Source organism: Enterobacter sp. Crenshaw (genome assembly GCF_024734705.1).
Taxonomy (GTDB): domain Bacteria; phylum Pseudomonadota; class Gammaproteobacteria; order Enterobacterales; family Enterobacteriaceae; genus Enterobacter; species Enterobacter asburiae_B.
In genome coordinates this window covers 2,912,963-2,933,872 of sequence record NZ_CP102932.1, presented here as the reverse complement: position 1 = coordinate 2,933,872, position 20,910 = coordinate 2,912,963, and the positions used below count along the sequence as shown (strand labels likewise).

Sequence of the window (20,910 nt, the reverse complement as noted above, 5' to 3'; positions counted from 1 at the left end):
GGACTCCAGCCATGCCTGATAGCCATCGCGTTTACAGCTACTCCGCCGTCCTGATGGGCTCACCCATTCTCCTGAAACTCTTCTCCCACGACGAAGCCCTCGCGTCCCGCGTGTTTCGCCTGATCAAACAGTACGAAGATCTGCTCACCGTTAACCGCGCGCACTCGCAGGTGATGGACATCAACCATGCGGCTGGCCAGCATCCGGTTACCGTCAGCCAGCCGGTGTTTGAGCTGATCCGCTGTGCCAAAGCGGCAAGTCTGTTCAGGGATAGCGCCTTTAACCTGGCGATAGGTCCGCTGGTGAAGCGCTGGAAAATTGGCTTTCAGGGGGACAGCGTTCCGCCTGCCGATGAAATCGCGTCGCTGCTGGCGATAACCCGTCCTGAGGATGTCCTTCTTGATGAGGCCAGCAGCAGCGTATTCTTGACCAGAGCGGGGATGGAGATCGATCTGGGGGCCATTGCCAAAGGCTATATCGCCGACAGGGTGCGTGATTACCTGCATAAAGAGGGCGCTGAGCTGGGGCTGATCAACCTCGGCGGAAACATTCAGACGTTAGGCTCGCCGGAAGGGGGCTGGAACGTGGGCCTGAAAAAACCGTTCGCCGGTGATGCGCTGATCGGCACGATGACCGTAGAGAACCTCTCCGTCGTGACGTCGGGAACGTACGAGCGCTACTTTGAGCAAAACGGCAGGCGCTATCACCATATTCTCGATCCGCGCACCGGGTATCCGCTGGACAACGAGCTGGACAGCGTAACGATTGTTTCGAAGGACTCCATCGACGGCGATATCTGGACCACGCTGATGTACGGCATGGGCGTCGAAAAAGGCTGCGCCGCCCTGCGCGCGCGCCCCGATATTGAAGCTATCTTTGTGACCAAAACAAAAGAAGTGGTGTTCTCTTCAGCACACCACTTCCGCTTTACCCTGCTGGATAACGACTACCGCGTTACTGACAGTATTGCTTGAGCAGGCCGGTCTGCTCCGGCTGGAGACGGTAGCGATACACCGGACGGCCGGTGGCTCCGTAGTGAATGCTGGTGAACAGAATGTTGATTTGCGCGAGCCAAATCAGGTACTTGCGGCAGGACACGCGCGAGATATTGACCGCGCTTGCCAGGTCATCGGTAGAAAATTCCGTCTCCGGGTGAGCGTCAATCCACTGGCAAATCGTGCGCAGCGTTTGCGGCGTTAACCCCTTCGGCAGCTTTTTACTGTCCGCCAGTTCCGGCGCCCCGCCGTGGATCAGCCGGTCGACGTCGGCCTGCTCATAGTACTGGTGCGAACCCATCAGGCTGTGCTTTGCCTTCCAGCCGTTCAGCGCCTCTTCAAAGCGCGGGAACTGGAACGGCTTGATCAGATAATCCACCACGCCGTAGTGGATGGAGGTCTGGATCGTGGCGGCGTCGGCAGCCGACGAGATCATAATCACATCGATTGGGCGACCGGATGCGCGAATAACGGGCAGCAGATCCAGCCCATTATCCTGCTGCATATAGACATCCAGCAGCACCAGATCGACAGGCTGCCCGGGGTTATTAATGATGGCCTCGGCCTGGTTTAGCGTGGAGGCGACGCCGCAGCAGCTAAAACCATCAACACGGTTGACATACAGACGGTTGAGGTCGGCTACCATGGCGTCATCATCGACAATTAATACATTTATCACGCGATATTCCTCTCGCTATCCCAGGGGATGTGAACAAAAAATTGGGTAAATACGCCTGGCTCAGACTCGACGGTGATATCGCCGCCGAGGTTCTGGATTTGCTGGCGAGCAAGGAACAGCCCAACGCCGCGGTTTTCACCTTTTGTTGAGAAGCCCTTTGTAAAAATAGCCTCCAGCTGAGCGGGTTCAATGCCGGGGCCATCGTCGCTGACTTCGCAGCTGAGCCAGCCATTCTGATAATGCAGCAGCAGGCCGATCTCACCTTCCTGCTGTCCTTCCATCGCGTCGAGCGCGTTTTCAATGAGGTTACCCAGCACGGTGATCAGCACCGCGACCTGCTCTTCGCTCGCGGTATCCGGTATCTGGCATTCATCCGCCAGCGTCAGGGTGACGCCCGCTTCTTTCGCCCGATTGATTTTACCCAGCAGGAACCCGGCAATAACCGGGGATTTTACCTTGCTCTGTATCGTACCGATATCCGTCTGGTAATTATGCGCCGTCTGGATGATGTACTCTTCCAGCTTGTCGTAGCGCTTCATGTGCAGCAGGCCCAGGATCACGTGCAGTTTATTCATAAACTCGTGCGTATGGCTGCGCAGGGCGTCGACGTAGTTAACCATGCCATCAATACGCTGCATCAGCTGGCTGATTTCCGTTTTATCACGGAAGGTGGTGATGGCGCCGATCACCCGATCCTGGCTTTTAACGGGCACCATGTTGCACAGCAATAGACGCCCGTTACAGCTGATCTCCTGATCCTGGCGCGCGACGCCCGTCTTTGAGACTTCGCGCAGGCTGGCCAGCAGGGGGGCGCTGGCATTTTCGGTCTGCTTGCCGGAAGGGAGAAGCAATATTTCTCTGGCGGTCTGGTTGATCATCGTCACGCGCCCGTGAATATCGACGGCCAGCACCCCCTCGCGAAGCGACTGCAGCATCGCCTGACGCTGTTCGAACAAGGCGGAAATTTCGTAAGGTTCGAGCCCGAACAGGATGCGTTTCAGTACCCGCACCAGACCCCAAATCGCCATGGAGCTCATAAAAATACTGAATAAAATGGTCCAGACGGCGTTTAGCCGCCCGCGAGCGATCTGCTCTTCAACCTTTTTCAGGGAGATACCTACCGCCACCACGCCGATCTGCTCGTGCTGGCCGTCGTAGACTGGGGTGAAGACGCGAAGCGCTTCGGCGAGCGCACCCCGGTTTACCGATACGTTCTCTTTGCCTTCAAGCGCGGGAGTTAAATCGTCACCGATAAAATGCAGCCCCAGCAGCGCCTCGTTCGGGTGAGAGTAGCGGATCCCGCGCATATCGGTGACCACGGTGAACAGCAGATCGTTTCGTTTCGTCACCGCCTGGGCGATGGGCTGAATAATATTCTCCTGCGGTGCCTGCATCAGGCCGCGCTGGATCTCCGGGCTGTTGGCCAGCGTTCTGGCAATACCCAGAGCCGTATCTTTTACATCATCGCGGGTCGCCCGGGTGATTTGCACGGAGTAGAGCGCAAAGACCACCAGCAGCACAGAGGCAATAATCGCGCACACCATCAGCGTGACCAGGGTGTTCAGCTTCATGGGGCGCTTGCGCGTCGGAAGGAAAGGCTGCAAATCGCTCATCAACACTCCGCGATGATTAAGAAAGGGGTAATTATCGCCGATGACGCGCTTTTCTTAAAGCCATGTAAAGGCGTGGATTTGGTCCTCTTTTCGTGACCCTCCTCGCAGGTCATCTATATAAAACACTTTATAGTGTGTGGGTACTCATAATAAGGAGGCTGTTTATGAGCGTTATGCTTACCGGTTCGGTCAAGGAAAGACGGCACGCCAGCACGATGAATATTGATAGATTGTCCACGCTGGACATGCTGAAAGTCATTCACCAGGATGATGCACTCATTTCTGCTGCGATTACCCCCTGTTTAGATACTATTGCCCGCGTGGTGGACAACGCCGCCGCGACGCTCAGCCACGGCGGTCGTCTGATCGTCGTTGGTGCGGGGCCGTCAGGGCGCGTAGCGCAACAGATTGCCGATGAATATGCGCCGGGCAAAACCCCTGTGATGGCCGTTACGGCACAAGAAGGGGAAGGGAACTACGAGCGCGGCGTTGCCGATCTGCAGGCCATCAAGTTTGGTGAACACGATATGATGCTGGCCGTGACCGTCAGCGGAAAAACGCCGTGGGTCTGGGGGGCAATGCGACATGCGTGGTCGCTGGGTTCACCGGTCGCTATTGTTACCGGTGATGCGCAAAGCGAAGCCGCGCAGCTGGCGAGCATGGTTATTGCTCCGGAGCTGGGGGCCGACGTCGTCGCAGGCTATATCAACACCAAAGCGGGGATCGCGCAAAAAATGATCCTCTCGATGATTGCCACCGGGCTGGCCGTCCGAACCGGACGGGTTTACAGCAACCTGCGCGTGGATCTTGAGGCAAGCACGACCAAATGGGCTGAACGGCAAATCGCCATTGTGATGGAAGCGGGGGGATGCACACGGGCCGAGGCAAAAGCCGCGCTGGAGAGCTGTAACCATAACTGTAAAACGGCGGTACTGATGGTGCTGACAGGGCTGGATGCGTGGAAAGCCCATGAACTGCTGGCGCAGAATAACGGGTTTATCCGCGTGGCGCTGCAGGAAGCGCCGTAAGATCTTCAGATAGTAAAAAGGCCGCAATTGCGGCCTTTGGTATTTTGGGGATTAGAACTGGTAAACAATACCCATAGCAAACTGATCGTCAGTTGCGTTGCCAGTGATGGCACCGTCTTCTTCGTCCAGCAGGTTAAACTTATAGGCAGTATAAACGTTCATATTTTTATTGAAGTAGTACCAGGTACCCATTTCAATATAATTTACGCGGTCAGCGTCAACGCCTTTATAACCATTGCGGGCATACAGGTCTTTACCCTGTGAGTATACGTAGCCCAGGGATGGACGCAGACCAAAGTCGAATTGATACTGAACAACGGCTTCCACGTTTTGGGTTTTATTGGCGAAGGCATTGTATCCAACTTTAGTCATATTACGGGTTTCACCGTACATCACCGCAGCATAAACGTTGTTTGCATCATATTTTGCAGACAGAGACCAAACTTCCGCTGTATCGCCATAACCGTCAGCAGTCTGCTCATCGGTACGGTCGGATTTACCGTACACGCCAACGAAACCAAAGCCATCAATGTTATAATTCACAGACATGCTGTAACCATCACCATTCGCTTTGAATTCATTGCGGTTATCGTTTTTACCCTGGTACTGTAAAGCAAAGTTAAGACCTTCAACCATGCCGAAGAAATCGGTGTTACGGTAAGTCGCAACGCCGTTGGTACGCTGTGTCATAAAGTTATCAGTGGCAGCCCATGAGTCTCCGCCCCATTCAACCAGCATATCGGTATACGCCGCGCCGTCATAAGCCACGCCGTAATTGCGGCCATAATCGAATGAACCGTAGTCTGCGAATTTCAGACCCGCGAAGGCCAGACGTGTACTTTCGTCCTGCTCACCTTCAGGTGTGCTGGCGTCAATGTTATATTCAAACTGGCCGTAACCGGTCAGTTCGTTATTGATCTGTGTTTCGCCTTTCACACCAAAACGGGCATATGAAGTATCTTCATTTTCACTGTTGCTTGTGTCAGTGTCCGACCAGATGCGTTCACCTACCATCTTGCCGTAGAAATCAACTTTGTTGCCGTTTTTGTTGTACATTTCAGCCGCATTGGCTGCGCCTGCCATTAATAACGCGGGTACCACAATTGCCAGAACTTTTCTTTTCATTATATATTCCCTTCAAACATAATTTATATGAATATATGTAATCACCCTCCGCAATTACAGGCTTGATACTATTCCAGGAAGTGTTATTTAGTTTCAAAAATAAATGTAATTAAATCCTATGAAATATTGCTAAATATTTCTATTAATCTCTTTATTTTTCTGGTGAATTAATTCATTGAATTTATATGGTGTAATTATTATTAAGTATTTCGTGGTTCTATTTTTAAAATGATTTAATTCGGCTATGTTATAATTGATTCTCTTTTAAACATCAGGATATGACGATGGAACTTGCCCGGTGGCAGCAGCGATTTGAGCGCTGGCTTGAGGAAAACCACAGCACCGACGATACCGCACATGATATTTCGCATTTTCGTCGGGTCTGGATGACGGCGCAAAAAATCATGGATTACCAGGCGGTGGAACCGCTGGTGATCCTGACCGCATGCTATTTCCACGATATTGTCAGCCTGCCGAAAAACCATCCCGAACGCAGCCAGTCGTCACGGCTCGCCGCACTTAAAACGTGTGACATTCTGCGCCGCGACTTCCCGGACTTTCCGCCAGAGCATATTGCCGCCGTTGCGCACGCGATTGAGGCGCACAGCTTCAGCGCCGGGATTGCGCCACAGAGCATGGAAGCCAAAATTGTGCAGGACGCAGACCGGCTGGAAGCGTTAGGCGCTATCGGCCTGGCGCGCGTCTTTGCCGTCTCGGGCGCGCTGGGCGTGCCGCTTTTTGATGCAGACGATCCCTTTGCCGATGCGCGTATCCTTGATGACCGTGCGTTTGCCCTCGACCATTTTCAGACCAAGCTGCTGCGATTGCCTGATACAATGCAAACGGAAATGGGCCGCGAGCTGGCACGTCACAATGCCGATTTCCTGATCCAGTTTATGGCGAAACTCAGTGCCGAATTACACGGCGACTGCATCGGGCTGGATAGCCAGGTGTTGAGCCGCTTCCGTCGCAGTTTGCGCAACTGAACTGTGGTAATCTGTTTCCAGTCTTTACTCTCCGGTTAAAAGAATGCAGGAAAATCGATCAGTGACAGAGCCCGCGCCCGAGCAGGCTGAGAAATCAACGGCAACGGTGCAGGCGTTGCTGCGCCAGCTGTTGGATATCTATGATGCTAAAACGCTGGCCAATCTGCTGGTGGCGCACGGCGAGAGCCACTGGAGCCCGGCGATCCTTAAGCGTCTGCTGACCAGCGAACGCGCAGGGCGTCGCCTGAGTGAAGGCGAGTTTCGTTATCTGCAAAACCTGCTTCCGTGTCCTCCTGCCGCGCACCCGAACTACGCCTTCCGCTTTATCGATCTGTTCGCCGGTATCGGCGGCATCCGGCACGGTTTTGAAGCTATCGGCGGACAGTGCGTGTTTACCAGCGAGTGGAACAAACATGCCGTCCGGACCTACAAGGCCAACTGGTACTGCGATCCGCACGAGCACCAGTTCAACGCGGATATCCGCGATGTCACCCTGAGCCATAAAAGCGGCGTGAGCGATGAACACGCCGCCGAGCACATTCGCCAGACGATCCCGGCGCATGACGTGCTGCTGGCCGGCTTCCCGTGTCAGCCCTTCTCGCTGGCCGGTGTCTCCAAAAAGAATGCCCTTGGACGTGCCCACGGCTTTGCCTGCGATACCCAGGGAACGCTGTTTTTTGATGTGGCGCGCATTATTGACGCCCGTCGCCCGGCCATCTTTGTGCTGGAAAACGTCAAAAATCTAAAGAGCCACGACGGCGGAAAAACCTTCCGCATTATTATGCAGACCCTGGATGAGCTGGGTTATGACGTGGCCGACTCGCAGGACATGGGCGCGGACGATCCTAAAATCATTGATGGGAAACATTTCCTGCCCCAGCATCGCGAACGTATCGTGCTGGTGGGTTTCCGCCGCGACCTCAATCTCAAGGGGGATTTCACCCTTCGTGATATTCCGTCTTTGTATCCCGAGCGTCGTCCTACCGTTGCCGATCTGCTGGAACCTGTCGTTGACGCGAAATTTATCCTTACCCCGGTGCTGTGGAAATACCTCTACCGCTATGCCAAGAAGCATCAGGCGAAGGGCAACGGCTTCGGTTTTGGGATGGTAAACCCCAACGATCCGCACAGCGTGACCCGTACGTTGTCCGCTCGCTACTATAAGGATGGGGCAGAGATCCTGATCGACAGAGGCTGGGACAAGGCGCTGGGTGAAAAAGATTTTGACGATCCGCACAACCAGCGTCACCGTCCGCGACGCTTAACGCCGCGGGAATGCGCCCGGTTGATGGGATTTGAGACCCCGCAGGGCTACCGCTTCCGCATTCCGGTTTCGGATACCCAAGCGTACCGCCAGTTTGGTAATTCGGTGGTGGTTCCCGCGTTCGCGGCCGTGGCAAAACTGCTGGCCTCGCGCATCAGACAGGCGGTGGCACTCCGTCAGGGTGAGGCCGTCAATGACGGATGTTCACGATAAGGCCACGCGCAGCAAAAATATGCGTGCCATCGGCACGCGTAACACCGCCATCGAAAAGCGCCTGGCCGGGCTGCTGACGCAGGCGGGGTTTGATTTCCGCGTGCAGGATCCCGCGCTTGCGGGTCGCCCGGATTTCGTCATCGACGCCTGGCAGTGCATCATCTTTACCCACGGCTGTTTCTGGCATCACCACGACTGCTACCTGTTTAAAGTCCCCGCGACGCGCACCGATTTCTGGCTGGATAAAATTGGCAAGAACGTCGAGCGCGACAGACGGGATCTCACCGCGCTGATTGCGCAGGGCTGGCGGGTGCTGATCGTCTGGGAGTGTGCGCTGAGGGGCAGATTAAAACTGAACGATACCGATCTGACCGAGCGGCTTGAGGAGTGGATCTGCGGCGGCGGCCAGACCGCGCAGATCGACACGCAGGGTATTCACCTGCTTACGGTTTCTCCACCTCGCAAGGCGTGACAACCGGTTTTGCGGGCAGTAAATATTTGCCCAGGGTGACCAGCACGACGGCAAAAACAATCACCCCTAATGCCAGCCATTCAACGGAAGAGAGCGTTTCTCCCCCCAATCCCGTCCCGAGCAGCACGGCCACGACCGGGTTGACGTAGGCATAGCTGGTGGCGACAGCCGGGGAGACGTTGCGGATCAGGAACATATAGGCGTTAATGGCGATGATGGAACCAAACAGCGCCAGGTAGCCTACCGCCAGAAAGCCCGACAGCGGCGGCAGGGTCGTCAGCTTTTCTCCCGTCAGCGTGGAGGCGAGCAGCAGTACAATCCCGGCGGCGAGCATCTCAATCGCGCCCGCCATCATGCCGGTCGGCAGTTCGATACGCGAACCGTAGACGGAACCAAACGCCCAGCTCATCGAGCCAATCAGGATGATGATTGCGCCCCACGGATTCCCGCTCAGGTTACCGCCGCTATTCAGCAGAATGATGCCGGCAAGGCCAATACCAATCCCCAGCCATTCCAGCTTGCGGGTGCGGATACCGAAAAGGCGGCTAAAGCAGAGGGTAAACAGCGGTACGGTGGCAACGACCACGGCGGCGATCCCGGACGGTACGTTCTGGTGCTCGGCAATCGTTACAAACCCATTTCCCACCGCCAGCAGCAGCAGGCCGATCAGGGCGGCATTCAGCATCGGGCGCAGCGGGGGAAGCTTATGCCCGCGCAGCAGCAGGAAGGCCAGCAGCAGCACGCCAGCCGAGAGAAAGCGGATGCCCGCCATCATCAGTGGCGGCCAGCTTTCCACGCCGATGCGAATGACAAAATAGGTTGAGCCCCAGATGATGTACAGCGAAAAGAGTGCCCCAATGAGCGGTAGCAATTGCCGGAAACGCATAATCCCTCACGACGAAATAAAAAGGTCGCTGATAGTAAACGCGAAAACTATCTCGCTGGCGAGCCCTTTAATTGTGTAGCTGATGTGAATTTTTTGTTGACGTGAGGTGGGTGTTTCCGGGTTTGCGCTTTTGCTCCATACTATTCACCTAATTACCAAAAAATGAAGGATTAAGATTTTGGCAGGAAGTAGCTTATTAACATTGCTGGATGATATTGCGACCTTACTGGATGACATTTCAGTGATGGGGAAACTGGCGGCGAAAAAAACCGCAGGCGTGCTGGGAGATGATTTATCGCTTAACGCCCAACAGGTGAGTGGGGTAAGGGCTAACCGTGAACTGCCGGTGGTGTGGGGCGTGGCAAAAGGCTCCTTCCTGAATAAGGTGATTCTGGTCCCGCTGGCGCTGCTGATCAGCGCGTTTATTCCCTGGGCCATCACGCCGCTGCTGATGATTGGCGGGGCGTTTCTCTGCTTCGAGGGCGTAGAGAAGGTCCTGCACTCCTTTAGCGCGCGCAAGCAGAGCGATACGCCGGAGATGCGCCAGCAGCGTCTTGAAGCGCTGGCCGCTCAGGATCCGAAAACCTTCGAGCGCGATAAGGTCAAAGGCGCCATTCGGACCGACTTTATCCTGTCCGCAGAGATTGTCGCCATTACGCTGGGTATCGTGTCTGACGCGCCGCTCCTGAATCAGGTTCTGATCCTCTCCGGCATCGCCATTCTGGTCACGGTCGGCGTCTACGGCCTGGTGGGTCTGATCGTCAAGCTGGATGATATCGGCTACTGGCTGGAGGAGAAATCGAGCGCGGTGGCAAGAGGCATCGGCAAAAGCCTGCTGGTGCTGGCCCCGTGGCTGATGAAGAGTTTGTCGGTGGTGGGCACGCTGGCGATGTTCCTCGTGGGCGGCGGGATCGTGGTGCACGGTATCGCGCCGCTGCACCATGCGATCGAACATTTTTCCTCGGCGCAGGGGGCCGTTGTCGCGGCGATTCTGCCCACGCTGCTGAATCTGGTGCTGGGCTTCATCATTGGCGCTATCGTGGTCGCGGCGGTGAAGCTGGTTGAAAAAATTCGTGGCACGTCGCACTAATTGTTACCCGTTATGGGGTGCAAAAAGACCATTCCTCGTCTAAATTGAAACAGTTTCACCCTGATACAGGAGGCAGGTATGGTCTTTTTGGTCAGTGATGAAGTTAAGCCTAAGAAGGGCGGCCCACGTATGATTGTCACCGGGTATTCCAGCGGAATGGTGGAATGTCGGTGGCACGATGGCTATGGCATCAAGCGGGAAGCATTTCGTGAAGATGAGCTTCAGCCGGGGGACGGGCAGCACCAGCGGGACAAGGCTTAATCACATAACGCCCGGCTTTGCCGGGCGTTTTTATCTCCAGTACCGGGTGTAAGGCAGCGATCAGGGAGTGTGTGTGCAGCGCGATACCTTTGTTGTAAGACAATCTTTTTTGCAATGGCTGCATAAGCGTAGCAATCCGGGATTGATTGTTAATCTCTGTTTTCTGGTTGTTCTGGTATTTTCGACTCTACTGACCTGGCGTGAAGTGGTGGTTCTGGAAGAAGCGTACATCTCCAGCCAGCGTAACCATCTGGATACGGTGGCCAGTTCGCTGGACAGGCAGCTGCAGAACAGCGTCGACAGGATGCTGTTGTTCCGTCAGGGCATGCATGATGCGATCCAGACGCCGCTGGCATTTGATGTACTCCAGAATGCGGTGTCACGCTTTAGCTCAGTCCGCATGCTCCCCACCTGGCAGCTTGCCGTTGATAAAAAACGCACCCTTCCCATTAACGGTGTCTCGGATGCCTTCGTCGAGAAAACCACGTTTCTGAATCGTGACGCCGAACGCCTCAGCCACGAGATTTCTGCCACGCTCGAAGTGGGGTATCTGCTCAGGCTGGCGTCGTCGAGAGCGCAAACGGAAGCGCGCGTGATCTACGTCTCCCGCGCCGGGTTTTTCATTTCCACCGATACGCCGGACCAGGCGGGCGACATTACCTCCCGCTATTACCATCTTGTCACGCAGTCCTGGTTTACCCAGCAGTCAGAGCGGAACAATCGCGCTCGCGCGGTGCGCTGGTTCATCTCCACCCCCTCATCCTGGACCAATGATGAACGAATGATCACCGCCAGCGTCCCCATCTATTTCAACCATTACTGGTATGGCGTCGTGGCGATGGATTTTACGTTGGGCACCATGCAGCGTCTGCTGGCCGATGCGACCGAAGACCGAACGGAAGGGGAGTATCAGCTGTACGATACCCGGCTCAATATGATTGCCACCTCTGCCCATACGGAAAACGCGGTTAACCATTTTGACGAACGCGAAACGGCGCAGATTGCGCAGGCGATTGAGCACGCCACCGGCGGCGGGATCCGCCTCGGAAGCCGTTTTGTGAGCTGGGAACGACTCGATCACTTCGACGGCGTTGTCCTGCGGATCCACACCCTGCACGAAGGGGTACAGGACGACTTCGGCAGCATCAGTATCGTGCTGGCGCTGATGTGGGCGCTCTTTACCGCCATGCTGTTGATCTCGTGGCTGGTGATCCGCCGCATGGTGAGTAACATGTACACGCTTCAGCACTCGCTCCAGTGGCAGGCCTGGCATGATCCGCTTACCCGGCTGAATAATCGCGGCGCGCTGTTCGACCGCGCAAAATTGCTGGCGGAAACCTGTCGCCAGCAGTCGCTGCCGTTCTCGGTGATTCAGATCGATCTCGACCATTTTAAAAATATCAACGACCGCTTCGGCCATCAGGCCGGAGATAAAGTGCTCTCCCACACGGCAGGGCTGATTGCCAGCACGTTACGCAAGAATGATGTGGCAGGGCGTGTAGGCGGGGAAGAGTTTTGCGTCGTCCTGCCGGGGATTGGTCTGGAGGAGGCGAGAAGCGTCGCGGACCGTATACGTTGCCGGATCAACAGTAAGGAGATCTTGGTGAAGAAGAGCACGACCCTGCGCGTCAGCGCGTCGCTGGGGGTCAGCAGCGCGGATGAAGCGGGTAACTACGAGTTTGAACAGCTGCAGTCCGTGGCGGACGTCCGGCTGTATCAGGCCAAACAGAGCGGGCGTAACCGGGTCGTCTGGCGCGATTAAGAGAGGAAGTGATCCAGCCCCTCCTGCCAGCCCGCCGGGCCGGGCTGCCGGGTGTGATAAACCCGGGCAGGGTTATCGTCCCGTAGCGTGATGCCCTGGCGGTTAATGCCCTTAATCACCACCGCGAAGTCAACGCTGTCGAGCAGGGGCGCATCATTGGGACCGTCGCCGAGCCCCAGCGTGGTGGGTTCAATCTCTTCCAGCTCGCGGTATTGCTCAATCAGCCAGTTCACCGCAACGTCTTTGCCGCAGCGAGCGTCCAGAACATGCCAGAAGCGCGCGCCCTGCAGGCATTTCAGGCCGACATTCGCCAGCTCCTCTTCAAACTGGACCAGTTTCTCGTCGGTATCGCGCCAGATGAGCGTGACGGACGCTTCATGCTTGCGGGCAAGCGCCGAACGGTACCGCGTCAGTCCGGTCCACTCGCTGATAACGTGCTCATCCACGTCGTCGAAAGTGGTGAATTTATAGCCCGTCTGCAGGCGAATTTGTTCGATTCGCGGGCGAATATCCCGGTGCGTCATCCCCCTGATCTGGCGCTGAACCTTATCCCAGCGCACGTCAGGCTGAATCACCGCGCCGTTCTCGGCAATAAAAGGCAAGCCTTCCAGCCCCAGATCCAGCTGGAGATCGAGCATCTCTGCCGCGGTCTTGCTGCTGCAAAGAATAACCGGAACCTGATTATCCAGCAGCCTGTCCAGCCAGGGCATGGCGGGTTGCCACTCATAGGTGTGAATATCCAGCAGTGAACCATCCAGGTCAGAGAAAATCAGCAATGTATCCCGCAGTGAAGGCATAGCGACTCCTGGTAACAGATGCGTCTCGATCTAAGAAAATTCCTAAAAAATAATGAAGGCGAAAACCGGAGAAAAGAGGAATGCTCCTGGCAAACCCGCATTCGGCGTGTGTTATTGCTCATAACGAAAAGCATTATGTTAAAAATATTATATTCATCGTAAGAATATATGCTTGTCAGCCAAATTCGTTGGGGATAGTGTGGCATGTACATCAGATTTCCTGGTGTAACGAATTTTCAAGTGCTTCTTGCATAAGCAAGTTTTGATCCCGGTCATCCCCATGGCCGGGATTTTTTTCGCCCTACCGATTGGCTTCAGACACGCTAAAGTCGTGAATATCAAGCTCGAAGGCCTCCGCCAGCTCGCGATAGGTGTGATAATCCCTTCCGTTGACAATGACGCGGTCCGAATTGTCGTCCGACCGGCGGACTTCTGACTCACTGATCTCATTGATGGCGGCCAACAGGGCATCGACATCCACCTCGACTTCGCGCTTGATGGTGTCGCTGTACTCTTTATCGGTCTTCATTACGGGGTTCCTCTTTCAGCCGTGTCCAACGGTAAGTATAGACTGTGTATAAAAACGCCAATCACGCCGGGCGGCGATGTGCGTTTTAGCGTTTTGTTCTACACTGGCTCAAAACCAGAGGAGGAATGTATGAAGGTCAACGATCGGGTAACCGTTAAAACGGACGGTGGGCCGCGCCGCCCGGGTGTGGTGCTGGCAATTGAAGAGTTTAGCGAAGGCACTATGTACCTGGTATCGCTTGAAGACTACCCGCTCGGCATCTGGTTTTTTAACGAACTGGGGCATCCGGACGGTATTTTTGTCGAGAAGGCGGAGTAGCACGGCGTCGGGTAGCACAGCGCGTGCCCGACACCCTCTCCAGAAGCAAAAATCTCTGGCCAGGCCAGAGATCAAAGGTAGGGTGCACAGGTCTTAAGCGACTAACGCATGTTGACGAAAATCCCGTTCGTCACATTATCGGTCAGGCGTACCACGTGGTAGATCACTTGCTTATTATGCGTTTTAATTTTCCTTTTAATATTTCCTTTGTGTGACGAAACGGTTTTCGCTTTAATATTCATCTGGTCAGAGATCTGAATAGTTCCTTGTCCCGCCATCCACATTCGCAGCATACTTGATTCAGTCCTGCTTAATGATAGGGTGGGTAAGTTAACCGCTCCTACATTTTTAACTTCTTTATTCAAATAATCACCCAGAATGTCATCTAGCGACTCGGGTTTAATCGATTTAGAACTGATCAATAAATTTTTACGGACCAACAAATACTCATCGAAATGGATATTCGCGATCGCCATAAAAACAATAAACAGGGTTTTTGGATGCTGATTAATGATTTGCTTAATGTGCTGACTGTTGGCTGGATCGTGAATGAAACAGTCCTCATTAATAAACACCACGCCTGGTTTTAGTTCGTCACAAGCGGCTGCGAGTTCGTCAACGGTGTGTGCATCGTTGATGTCTCTCTTTCTTACCCCTCTGCTTGCCAGGTACCCGGTTAACCCTAGCCGGGTGTAGCTGCATAAATCCATAATGATCGTTGACATGGCATACCCTCACTCAATGCGTAACGATAATTCACCATCTGCCTGAGAGCTCAAAACAGCCATACGGGATGGAAAAAAATAATAAACCTGTGAGCATGACAAAGACTTTCAGGCGGACTCACTATCCCGTAAAGTTACGTATAATTTGCCAGGAATCTTCTTAAAGTAAAGTAAATATTAAGTATTGTGAGATGGTTAGAAACAATTAAACCGCGTCAGATATATCCTGGAAGATGTTTTACGTGTTTTATTTTAGGAATATCCTCAGAAAGACAATAGCAACAGTGAGGGCTATTATTTACGTGGCAGCTCGCTGACAATATCCGCTAACAGGTTGAATATCTCGCCGAATAAATGTTCACAGAAGGGAGCGATAAGTGGCATCAGTAATGACATTAATAAAATCCCAACCGTTAGCGTCAGCGGAAAACCAATGACAAACACCGAAAGCTGCGGCGCCATTCGGTTGAGTAAACCTAACGCCAGGTTGACGGTCAGCAGCAGGGTGATGATCGGCAGCGCCAGCATCAGCCCGTTGAGGAAAATCAGCCCCGCAGCGCGGGTAAGCGCGAGGAAAGCGTTGCTGTTCACCGGATTTTCGCCAATCGGCAGCGTATGGAACGTATCCACCAGCATGGAGATAAGCCAGAGATGGCCGTTGAACGACAGGAACAGCAGCATGGCGAGCAGATCGATAATACGCGCCAGCACGGGCATGTTGAGATGACTGCCAGGGTCAACAAACGTGGCGAACGATAGCCCCATCTGCAGGCCGATCAGTTCCCCTGCGGTACGCACCGCGGCAAAGGCGAGCTGCATGGTAAAGCCGACGGCGACGCCAATCATCACCTGCTGCAGGGCCACCCACACCGCGTTCGCCGAGAAGATCGGAATATCCACGGGGGGAAGAGAGGGCGCGACGATAATGGAGATGATAATGCCCAGCCCCACCTTGACGCGCTTGGGTATCGATTTCTCACTGAGAATCGGGGCGGTGGATATCAGCGCCATGATGCGCAGCATCGGCCAAAAATAGACGCCGAGCCACTGAACCCACTGGTCGCTGGTGAAGTGCAGCATCGTCAGGTCAGCCGATGATGTACGGCAGATTGGTAAACAGGTTGCGCATATAGTCCAGCAACAGGTTCAGCATCCACGGCCCGGCCACGATAATCGCCACGAACACGGCGATGATTTTCGGGATGAACGACAGCGTCATTTCGTTAATCTGCGTGGCGGCCTGCAGGATACTGATAATCAGACCGGTAACCAGCGCGACAAGCAGCAGCGGCGCAGCAACGGCAATCGCGATTTTCATCGCTTCCGTGCCCATCATCATGACCGATTCGGGTGTCATTGCCGTTCCTTAACTGTAGAAACTCTGCGCCAGCGAACTGACCAGCAGCTGCCAGCCGTCGACCAGTACAAAGAGCATGATCTTAAAGGGCAGGGCAATGGTCGCGGGCGGCACCATCATCATCCCGAGCGCCATCAGGACGCTGGCGATCACCAGGTCGATAATCAGGAACGGAATAAAGATGGTAAAGCCAATCTGGAACGCGGTTTTCAGCTCGCTGGTGACATAGGCAGGCAGAAGAATACGCATTGGCACCGCTTCCGGTCCCTGCATCTCGCCGGTGTTGGACAGGCGGGCAAAGAGGGCCAGGTCGGCTTCGCGCGTCTGGCGCAGCATAAATTCCCGCAGCGGCTGCGCGCCTTTATCCAGCGCCTCCTGCATGGAGATTTTGTCTTCGCTGAACGGCTGATAGGCGTCGGTATAAATCTTGTCGATAACCGGCGACATAATGAAAAAGGTCAAAAACAGCGCCAGCCCCAGCAGAACCTGGTTTGGCGGCGCGGAAGGGGTTCCCAGCGCGTTTCGCAGCAGACCAAAGACGATGATGATGCGGGTGAAGCTGGTCATCATCAGCAGGATGGCCGGAATAAACGTCAGCGAGGTGATGAACACCAGCGTCTGCACCGGAAGCGACCAGCTTTGTCCGCCGCCCGCGAGAGGGGTGGAGACCAGACCGGGCAGCTGTGCATAGACCGCGGGAGCAAACAGGCCAACGCCCGCAAGCGTCAGGGATAACAAACGGCGCATCAGGATCTCCCGGAACGCTTAAGCAAACTCTTCATGACGGACTGAAAATCCGCAGGGGCGTCTGCGCGCTCGTCCACCACAACAGGGGCGGGCGGCAGCTTGTGTAATACGCTGATGTTTGAGGCCGTGACGCCCAGGACCAGGCGCGCATCGTCTACCTCGACGATGACCACGCGTTCGCGTGGCCCCAGCGTGGTGCTGGCGCTGACCTTCAGGCCGCGGGCACCGGCGGTTTTACCCGCCAGGCCAAAGCGTTTCGCCAGCCAGGCGGCGATAAGAATAAAGGCAATAATACCGAACAATGCCCCGCTCACCTGGAGCAGAGGCGAGCCGGGAACGGCAGAAGGCTGTGATATTGTTGCCTGGGTTTTCATGCTTAACGGCTCAGACGACGCATACGTTCAGACGGGGTAATGATGTCGGTGATGCGTACGCCGTATTTATCGGCAACCACCACCACTTCACCCTGGGCAATCAGATAACCGTTGATCAGAATATCCAGCGGCTCGCCGGCCAGACCGTCAAGGGCCACCACGGAACCCTGCGTCAGGCGCAGCAGCTCTTTAATGGTCATGCGGGTGCGTCCCAGCTCAACGGTCAGCTTAACCGGGATATCCATAATCAGGTCGATGTCCTGCAGCGTGCCGCTGACGTCACCGCCGCCGAGCTGCTGGAATACGGCATCCGCTGCACTTTTGGCCGGGGGTGCTTTTTGCTCGTTTAACGCGTCAGCCCACAGATCGTCCAGTGCTCCGCTGTTCTCATCGGACGGATTGTTCATGTCACTCATTTGGGCTGTTCCTCATTCAGCGAATTCAAAATCGGGTTGATCAAGTGCTCAACGCGTAACGCATACTGACCGTTAATCGTGCCGTACTGGCTTGTCAGCACGGGGACACCATCCACATGGGCAATAATGCGGTCGGGTTTTTCTATCGGCAAAACATCACCGGGTTGTAATTTCAGGATCTGAGATAACCGCAGCGGGATATCGGCGAAGCTCGCCACCAGCTCAAGCTGCGAATGCTGGACCTGGCGGACCAGGTTTTCACGCCAGTTCTGGTCTTCGTTGCGGGAGTTCTCCAGCGGCGGGTTCACCAGCAGCTCGCGCAGCGGTTCGATCATGCTGAACGGCAGGCAGATGTTGAACTCGCCGGTCAGGTTACCGATCTCCACGTGGAACGGCGTGTTAACGACGATATCGTTCGGGGAGGTGGTGATATTGGTAAATTTCACCTGCATCTCAGAACGGACGTACTCCACTTCCAGCGGGTTAATCGCTTTCCACGCGTCGCTGTAAGATTCCAGCGCCAGCTTCAGCATGCGGTTAATGACGCGCTGTTCGGTATGGGTGAATTCACGACCTTCTACTTTGGTCGGGAAACGCCCGTCGCCGCCGAACAGGTTATCCACCGCGATGAACACCAGGCTTGGCGAAAACACCACCAGACCGGTGCCGCGCAGCGGCTTCAGATGAATCAGGTTAAGGTTGGTTGGCACCGGCAGGTTGCGGGCAAACTCATGATAAGGCTGAATGCGGATCGCACCCACCGTAATATCCGGGCTACGACGCAGCAGGTTAAACAGCCCCATACGGAACTGACGTGCAAAACGTTCGTTAATGATCTCCAGCGCCTGCAGACGTTCACGTACCACGCGACGCTGGGTATTCGGGTCATAGGGACGAATATCGCTATCGCCGCCAATACCCGGTTTAGGATCATCATTGTTATCGCTGTCGCCGTTGAGCAGCGCATCGATTTCTGCCTGAGAAAGAATACTGTCGCCCATGTCGTTACCGCAGAATGAATGCTGTATACAGAACGTCAGTGACTTCCTGCTTAGGTTGGCCGTTTACCAGCGGGGTCGCCAGCGTTTGTTTAATGGCGTCGACCAGCTTTTGCTTACCCACATCGGTAGCCAGCGCCGAAGCGTCCTGACGAGAGAACAGCAGCAGAAGGCGGCTACGCACTTCAGGAAGGTAATCGTTCAGACGTGAACGGGTGGCTTCATCTTTCAGGCGCAGCGTAATGCCAACGTAAAGCACGCGATCCGCATCACCCAGGTTGACGGTGAAGGTATCCAGCGGGAAGAACACTGGAGCCGGCGGAGGCGGTGCTTCAGCTTTGGCTGCAGCGGTGGTCGGTTCCTGCTGCATACGCCAGTAACTATAGCCCGCGGTAGCGCAGGCGGCGAGCGTGATCAACACCAGCAGCGGGATCCAGATGGAACGCTTACTTTTTTTGGTGATAGCGGAGTCAGTCATCTGATACGAGCTTCCTGTTTCGGTACAGCTTAATAAGGTGATTATCCCGTGTCCTGCTGTCGTCAAAGCGTGGAAAAGACGGGGATAATCACGCTACCTCTGGCGTTTAGGCGAAGATGTCTACGGCACTGTTACCGCGCGCTGCGGACTGCAGGGCGGCAGGAACAGGCAGTAACTCATCGCTCTCTTCATTAAAACCGCCGGTGTTGCCGGAACGCGAAGCCTGGTGCTGCTGCTGGGACGAGGACTGCTGCTGCCCGGCGAAGCTCTCGCTGCTGACGCTGCTCTGCGCAAGCTGAATGCCGTTTTCCGCCAGTGAGGTCCGCAGTACCGGCAGCGCGGCTTCCAGTGCCGCACGAACATGGCTGTGCGCAGAGACCATCTGCAGCTGGGCCTGGTTATCATCCAGCTTAAGCGAAATTTGCACCTGACCCAGATCTTCCGGGTGCAGGCGCAGCTCTGCCGTCTGCTGGCCCTGCTTAGTGAACAGGGTGATGTGCTGGCTCAGGGACTGCTGCCATTCGTGGGTCCCCAGAGGCTGGCTTAATACCGGCGCGCTGGCGACGGTGGCGGCCGTCTGACTGGTCGCATGGCTGGACATAATCGGTGCCAGAGTAGCTGTTGGTGATGATGATGAGGACGAACTGGCGAGCTCCTGCTTCTCTGCCGCTGCGGCCACGGCCGGTGTAGCAGGCGCGTTGCTCTGCAGGGCCGGCTCGTGATTTTTCACCTGGTTCTGATAAGGCGTAGCACTCTGCGCTTTATCGTGGCTTCCCGCAGACGCGTTCAGGGACGGTTGGCCCGCGCCGTTTGAAAGCGTCGCGGAATTCAGCGTTGAGGTGGCGGAAACGCCCTCGCTGCCTGCCGCGCGAGAGGCGGTAGTTTGCTGCTGGTGCGGCAGCATCGCCATCAGGGCGCTTAATCCGGCCAGCTCTTCTTCGCTCAGCTCGCTCTTACCGTCATCTTTGCTGTTTGCCACATTGAGCGTCTTCAGCGCGTCGCCTTTAGACAGCGGCACCAGCCCGGAAACCAGCGTATCAAGCGACGTGACGGGCGACGTTTCATCGCCGTTCAGCGCGGTCTGGCGCGAGAGCAGGTCGGCAATTTTGGCCTGCAGGGTGGTATCCCCTTTGGCGTCCTCAGCCACTTTTGACAGTTTACTGCCGGCGGCTTTCAGATCAGCCAGGGTTAGCGGCGCATCTTTGCCCTTGCCCGTTGCGTCCGACAGGGCGCCCGCCAGCAGAGAGAGAAAGTCCTGTGCACCGTCGGTGCCTTTCCCCGTTTGCGTGCCGCCTGACAGGTCGCTGTCGCTCATCAGCAGTTGTTGCAGTGTGATCATTCCGGTTTCCTCATTGATGCGCGCTGGGCAAACTCATCCATTTTCTTCTGATCCAGACGGTTTTCCGCCAGGGTCGTTGCCGCGATCTGTCTGTCCTGTAAAGTCTGCCAGGCCTGCAGTCGCTGCTTCTTCTCGCGCCAGAAATTCAGCGCGGTATCGACTTTCTGGGTCCACTGGTTAAGCTGCTGGCGATGCTGATCTATCGCCTTTTCCAGCGTCTGGATAAACTGCTGATAGTTAATCCAGCGCTGGCTGCCAATGCCCTGTGTCATGTCGGTATTGAGGTTGGTGCGATATTCATGCTGATAGTCGATCAACATCTTCAACTGTTCTTCAGCCTGCTGGCACCCGCGTCGCATTGCGCCTAGCTGCAATGCGGCATCATCAACTTCTTTTTCAGCCAGATCTTTCAGCGTTGATAACGCGCTGTTTTGCGCCATGACCTTCGCCCTCCACCT

At 55.3% G+C, this 20,910-nt stretch carries 24 protein-coding genes and 1 pseudogene; 9 read left to right on the top strand and 16 right to left on the bottom strand.

The genetic code is table 11. From position 1 onward, the window contains the following. Positions 1–11: 11 nt before the first annotated feature. Positions 12–974, top strand: coding sequence for an FAD:protein FMN transferase (locus NWV12_RS14095; RefSeq protein ID WP_048980983.1), 963 nt, complete (start codon positions 12–14; stop codon positions 972–974). Here the strand turns inward: NWV12_RS14095 and dcuR are convergent. Together dcuR and NWV12_RS14085 are read right to left on the bottom strand one after the other, a co-directional pair. Then, positions 955–1,674 carry a two-component system response regulator DcuR gene (gene dcuR, locus NWV12_RS14090; protein WP_033145914.1) on the bottom strand — a complete coding sequence of 240 codons (720 nt, stop codon included), beginning with the start codon at positions 1,672–1,674 and terminating at the stop codon, positions 955–957. The genes NWV12_RS14095 and dcuR overlap by 20 nt on opposite strands. Further along, positions 1,671–3,287 (bottom strand): sensor histidine kinase, encoded by a 1,617-nt coding sequence (locus NWV12_RS14085; protein WP_039263791.1) that lies wholly within the window; start codon positions 3,285–3,287, stop codon positions 1,671–1,673. The genes dcuR and NWV12_RS14085 overlap by 4 nt, the downstream gene beginning before the upstream one ends. A gap of 164 nt (positions 3,288–3,451) precedes the next feature. Here NWV12_RS14085 and NWV12_RS14080 point away from each other — a divergent pair, with 164 nt between their 5' ends. Continuing rightward, positions 3,452–4,315: an N-acetylmuramic acid 6-phosphate etherase gene (locus NWV12_RS14080; RefSeq protein ID WP_048980985.1), complete on the top strand. Its 864-nt coding sequence runs from the start codon at positions 3,452–3,454 to the stop codon at positions 4,313–4,315. 51 nt (positions 4,316–4,366) lie between these two features. Here the strand turns inward: NWV12_RS14080 and NWV12_RS14075 are convergent, their stop codons facing one another. Next, complete coding sequence (locus NWV12_RS14075) at positions 4,367–5,440, bottom strand: porin (RefSeq protein WP_048980986.1); 1,074 nt, start codon at positions 5,438–5,440, stop codon at positions 4,367–4,369. Positions 5,441–5,724: 284 nt separating this feature from the next. On the opposite strand from NWV12_RS14075, the gene NWV12_RS14070 reads away from it, so the two are divergent. The 3 genes from NWV12_RS14070 (at position 5,725) to NWV12_RS14060 (ending at position 8,375) form a co-directional block, all read left to right on the top strand. After that, a complete protein-coding gene (locus NWV12_RS14070) occupies positions 5,725–6,426 on the top strand; it encodes a phosphohydrolase (protein WP_048980988.1) in 702 nt (233 codons plus the stop codon). A 61-nt stretch (positions 6,427–6,487) separates the two neighbouring features. Then, positions 6,488–7,903, top strand: coding sequence for a DNA cytosine methyltransferase (locus tag NWV12_RS14065; protein ID WP_048980989.1), 1,416 nt, complete (start codon positions 6,488–6,490; stop codon positions 7,901–7,903). After that, entirely contained in the window at positions 7,884–8,375 is a 492-nt protein-coding gene (locus NWV12_RS14060) for a very short patch repair endonuclease (RefSeq protein ID WP_039263787.1), read from the top strand. The genes NWV12_RS14065 and NWV12_RS14060 overlap by 20 nt, the downstream gene beginning before the upstream one ends. Here the strand turns inward: NWV12_RS14060 and yedA are convergent. Next, positions 8,347–9,261 (bottom strand): drug/metabolite exporter YedA, encoded by a 915-nt coding sequence (gene yedA, locus NWV12_RS14055; RefSeq protein WP_033145907.1) that lies wholly within the window; start codon positions 9,259–9,261, stop codon positions 8,347–8,349. The two genes, NWV12_RS14060 and yedA, sit on opposite strands and share 29 nt — an antisense overlap. A 178-nt stretch (positions 9,262–9,439) precedes the next feature. On the opposite strand from yedA, the gene NWV12_RS14050 reads away from it, so the two are divergent. The 3 genes from NWV12_RS14050 to dgcQ all read left to right on the top strand — a co-directional run bounded on the left by NWV12_RS14050 (position 9,440) and on the right by dgcQ (position 12,374). Then, complete coding sequence (locus NWV12_RS14050) at positions 9,440–10,351, top strand: DUF808 domain-containing protein (RefSeq protein ID WP_032658668.1); 912 nt, start codon at positions 9,440–9,442, stop codon at positions 10,349–10,351. A 78-nt stretch (positions 10,352–10,429) separates the two neighbouring features. Next, positions 10,430–10,612, top strand: coding sequence for a YodC family protein (locus NWV12_RS14045; protein WP_023312315.1), 183 nt, complete (start codon positions 10,430–10,432; stop codon positions 10,610–10,612). Between the two features lie 73 nt (positions 10,613–10,685). Then, positions 10,686–12,374, top strand: a complete 1,689-nt coding sequence (gene dgcQ / locus NWV12_RS14040) for a cellulose biosynthesis regulator diguanylate cyclase DgcQ (protein WP_048980992.1) — start codon at positions 10,686–10,688, stop codon at positions 12,372–12,374. Here dgcQ and NWV12_RS14035 read toward each other — a convergent pair. Together NWV12_RS14035 and yodD are read right to left on the bottom strand one after the other, a co-directional pair. Next, complete coding sequence (locus tag NWV12_RS14035; protein ID WP_033145905.1) at positions 12,371–13,171, bottom strand: mannosyl-3-phosphoglycerate phosphatase-related protein; 801 nt, start codon at positions 13,169–13,171, stop codon at positions 12,371–12,373. The two genes, dgcQ and NWV12_RS14035, sit on opposite strands and share 4 nt — an antisense overlap. A 301-nt stretch (positions 13,172–13,472) precedes the next feature. Next, on the bottom strand, positions 13,473–13,700 hold the full coding sequence (yodD, locus tag NWV12_RS14030; RefSeq protein WP_008500310.1) for a YodD family peroxide/acid resistance protein: 228 nt from the start codon (positions 13,698–13,700) through the stop codon (positions 13,473–13,475). Positions 13,701–13,829: 129 nt separating this feature from the next. Here yodD and dsrB point away from each other — a divergent pair, with 129 nt between their 5' ends. Then, positions 13,830–14,018 carry a protein DsrB gene (dsrB, locus tag NWV12_RS14025; RefSeq protein ID WP_013097741.1) on the top strand — a complete coding sequence of 63 codons (189 nt, stop codon included), beginning with the start codon at positions 13,830–13,832 and terminating at the stop codon, positions 14,016–14,018. 101 nt (positions 14,019–14,119) lie between these two features. On the opposite strand, the gene rcsA is transcribed toward dsrB, so the two are convergent. The 10 genes and pseudogenes from rcsA to fliJ form a co-directional block, all read right to left on the bottom strand. Next, positions 14,120–14,743, bottom strand: coding sequence for a transcriptional regulator RcsA (gene rcsA, locus NWV12_RS14020; RefSeq protein WP_008500313.1), 624 nt, complete (start codon positions 14,741–14,743; stop codon positions 14,120–14,122). A 287-nt stretch (positions 14,744–15,030) separates the two neighbouring features. Continuing rightward, positions 15,031–15,823 (bottom strand): annotated as a pseudogene (gene fliR / locus NWV12_RS14015) (flagellar biosynthetic protein FliR); the annotation flags it as partial. Positions 15,824–15,830: 7 nt separating this feature from the next. Then, on the bottom strand, positions 15,831–16,100 hold the full coding sequence (fliQ, locus tag NWV12_RS14010; RefSeq protein ID WP_008500315.1) for a flagellar biosynthesis protein FliQ: 270 nt from the start codon (positions 16,098–16,100) through the stop codon (positions 15,831–15,833). Positions 16,101–16,109: 9 nt separating this feature from the next. Continuing rightward, the gene (fliP, locus tag NWV12_RS14005; RefSeq protein WP_033145903.1) at positions 16,110–16,847 is read right to left on the bottom strand and encodes a flagellar type III secretion system pore protein FliP; all 738 of its coding nucleotides are present in this window, start codon (positions 16,845–16,847) and stop codon (positions 16,110–16,112) included. Further along, on the bottom strand, positions 16,847–17,221 hold the full coding sequence (gene fliO, locus NWV12_RS14000) for a flagellar biosynthetic protein FliO (protein ID WP_023312309.1): 375 nt from the start codon (positions 17,219–17,221) through the stop codon (positions 16,847–16,849). Before fliO ends, fliP begins: the two co-directional genes overlap by 1 nt. Positions 17,222–17,223: 2 nt before the next feature. Next, positions 17,224–17,637 carry a flagellar motor switch protein FliN gene (gene fliN, locus NWV12_RS13995; protein WP_023312308.1) on the bottom strand — a complete coding sequence of 138 codons (414 nt, stop codon included), beginning with the start codon at positions 17,635–17,637 and terminating at the stop codon, positions 17,224–17,226. Beyond that, positions 17,634–18,638 carry a flagellar motor switch protein FliM gene (fliM, locus tag NWV12_RS13990; protein ID WP_023336184.1) on the bottom strand — a complete coding sequence of 335 codons (1,005 nt, stop codon included), beginning with the start codon at positions 18,636–18,638 and terminating at the stop codon, positions 17,634–17,636. The genes fliN and fliM overlap by 4 nt, the downstream gene beginning before the upstream one ends. A 4-nt stretch (positions 18,639–18,642) precedes the next feature. Then, a complete protein-coding gene (gene fliL / locus NWV12_RS13985; RefSeq protein WP_023312306.1) occupies positions 18,643–19,113 on the bottom strand; it encodes a flagellar basal body-associated protein FliL in 471 nt (156 codons plus the stop codon). A 106-nt stretch (positions 19,114–19,219) separates the two neighbouring features. After that, a complete protein-coding gene (fliK, locus tag NWV12_RS13980) occupies positions 19,220–20,452 on the bottom strand; it encodes a flagellar hook length control protein FliK (protein ID WP_048980994.1) in 1,233 nt (410 codons plus the stop codon). Beyond that, positions 20,449–20,892, bottom strand: coding sequence for a flagellar export protein FliJ (gene fliJ / locus NWV12_RS13975; protein WP_023312304.1), 444 nt, complete (start codon positions 20,890–20,892; stop codon positions 20,449–20,451). The genes fliK and fliJ overlap by 4 nt, the downstream gene beginning before the upstream one ends. Positions 20,893–20,910: the final 18 nt, after the last annotated feature.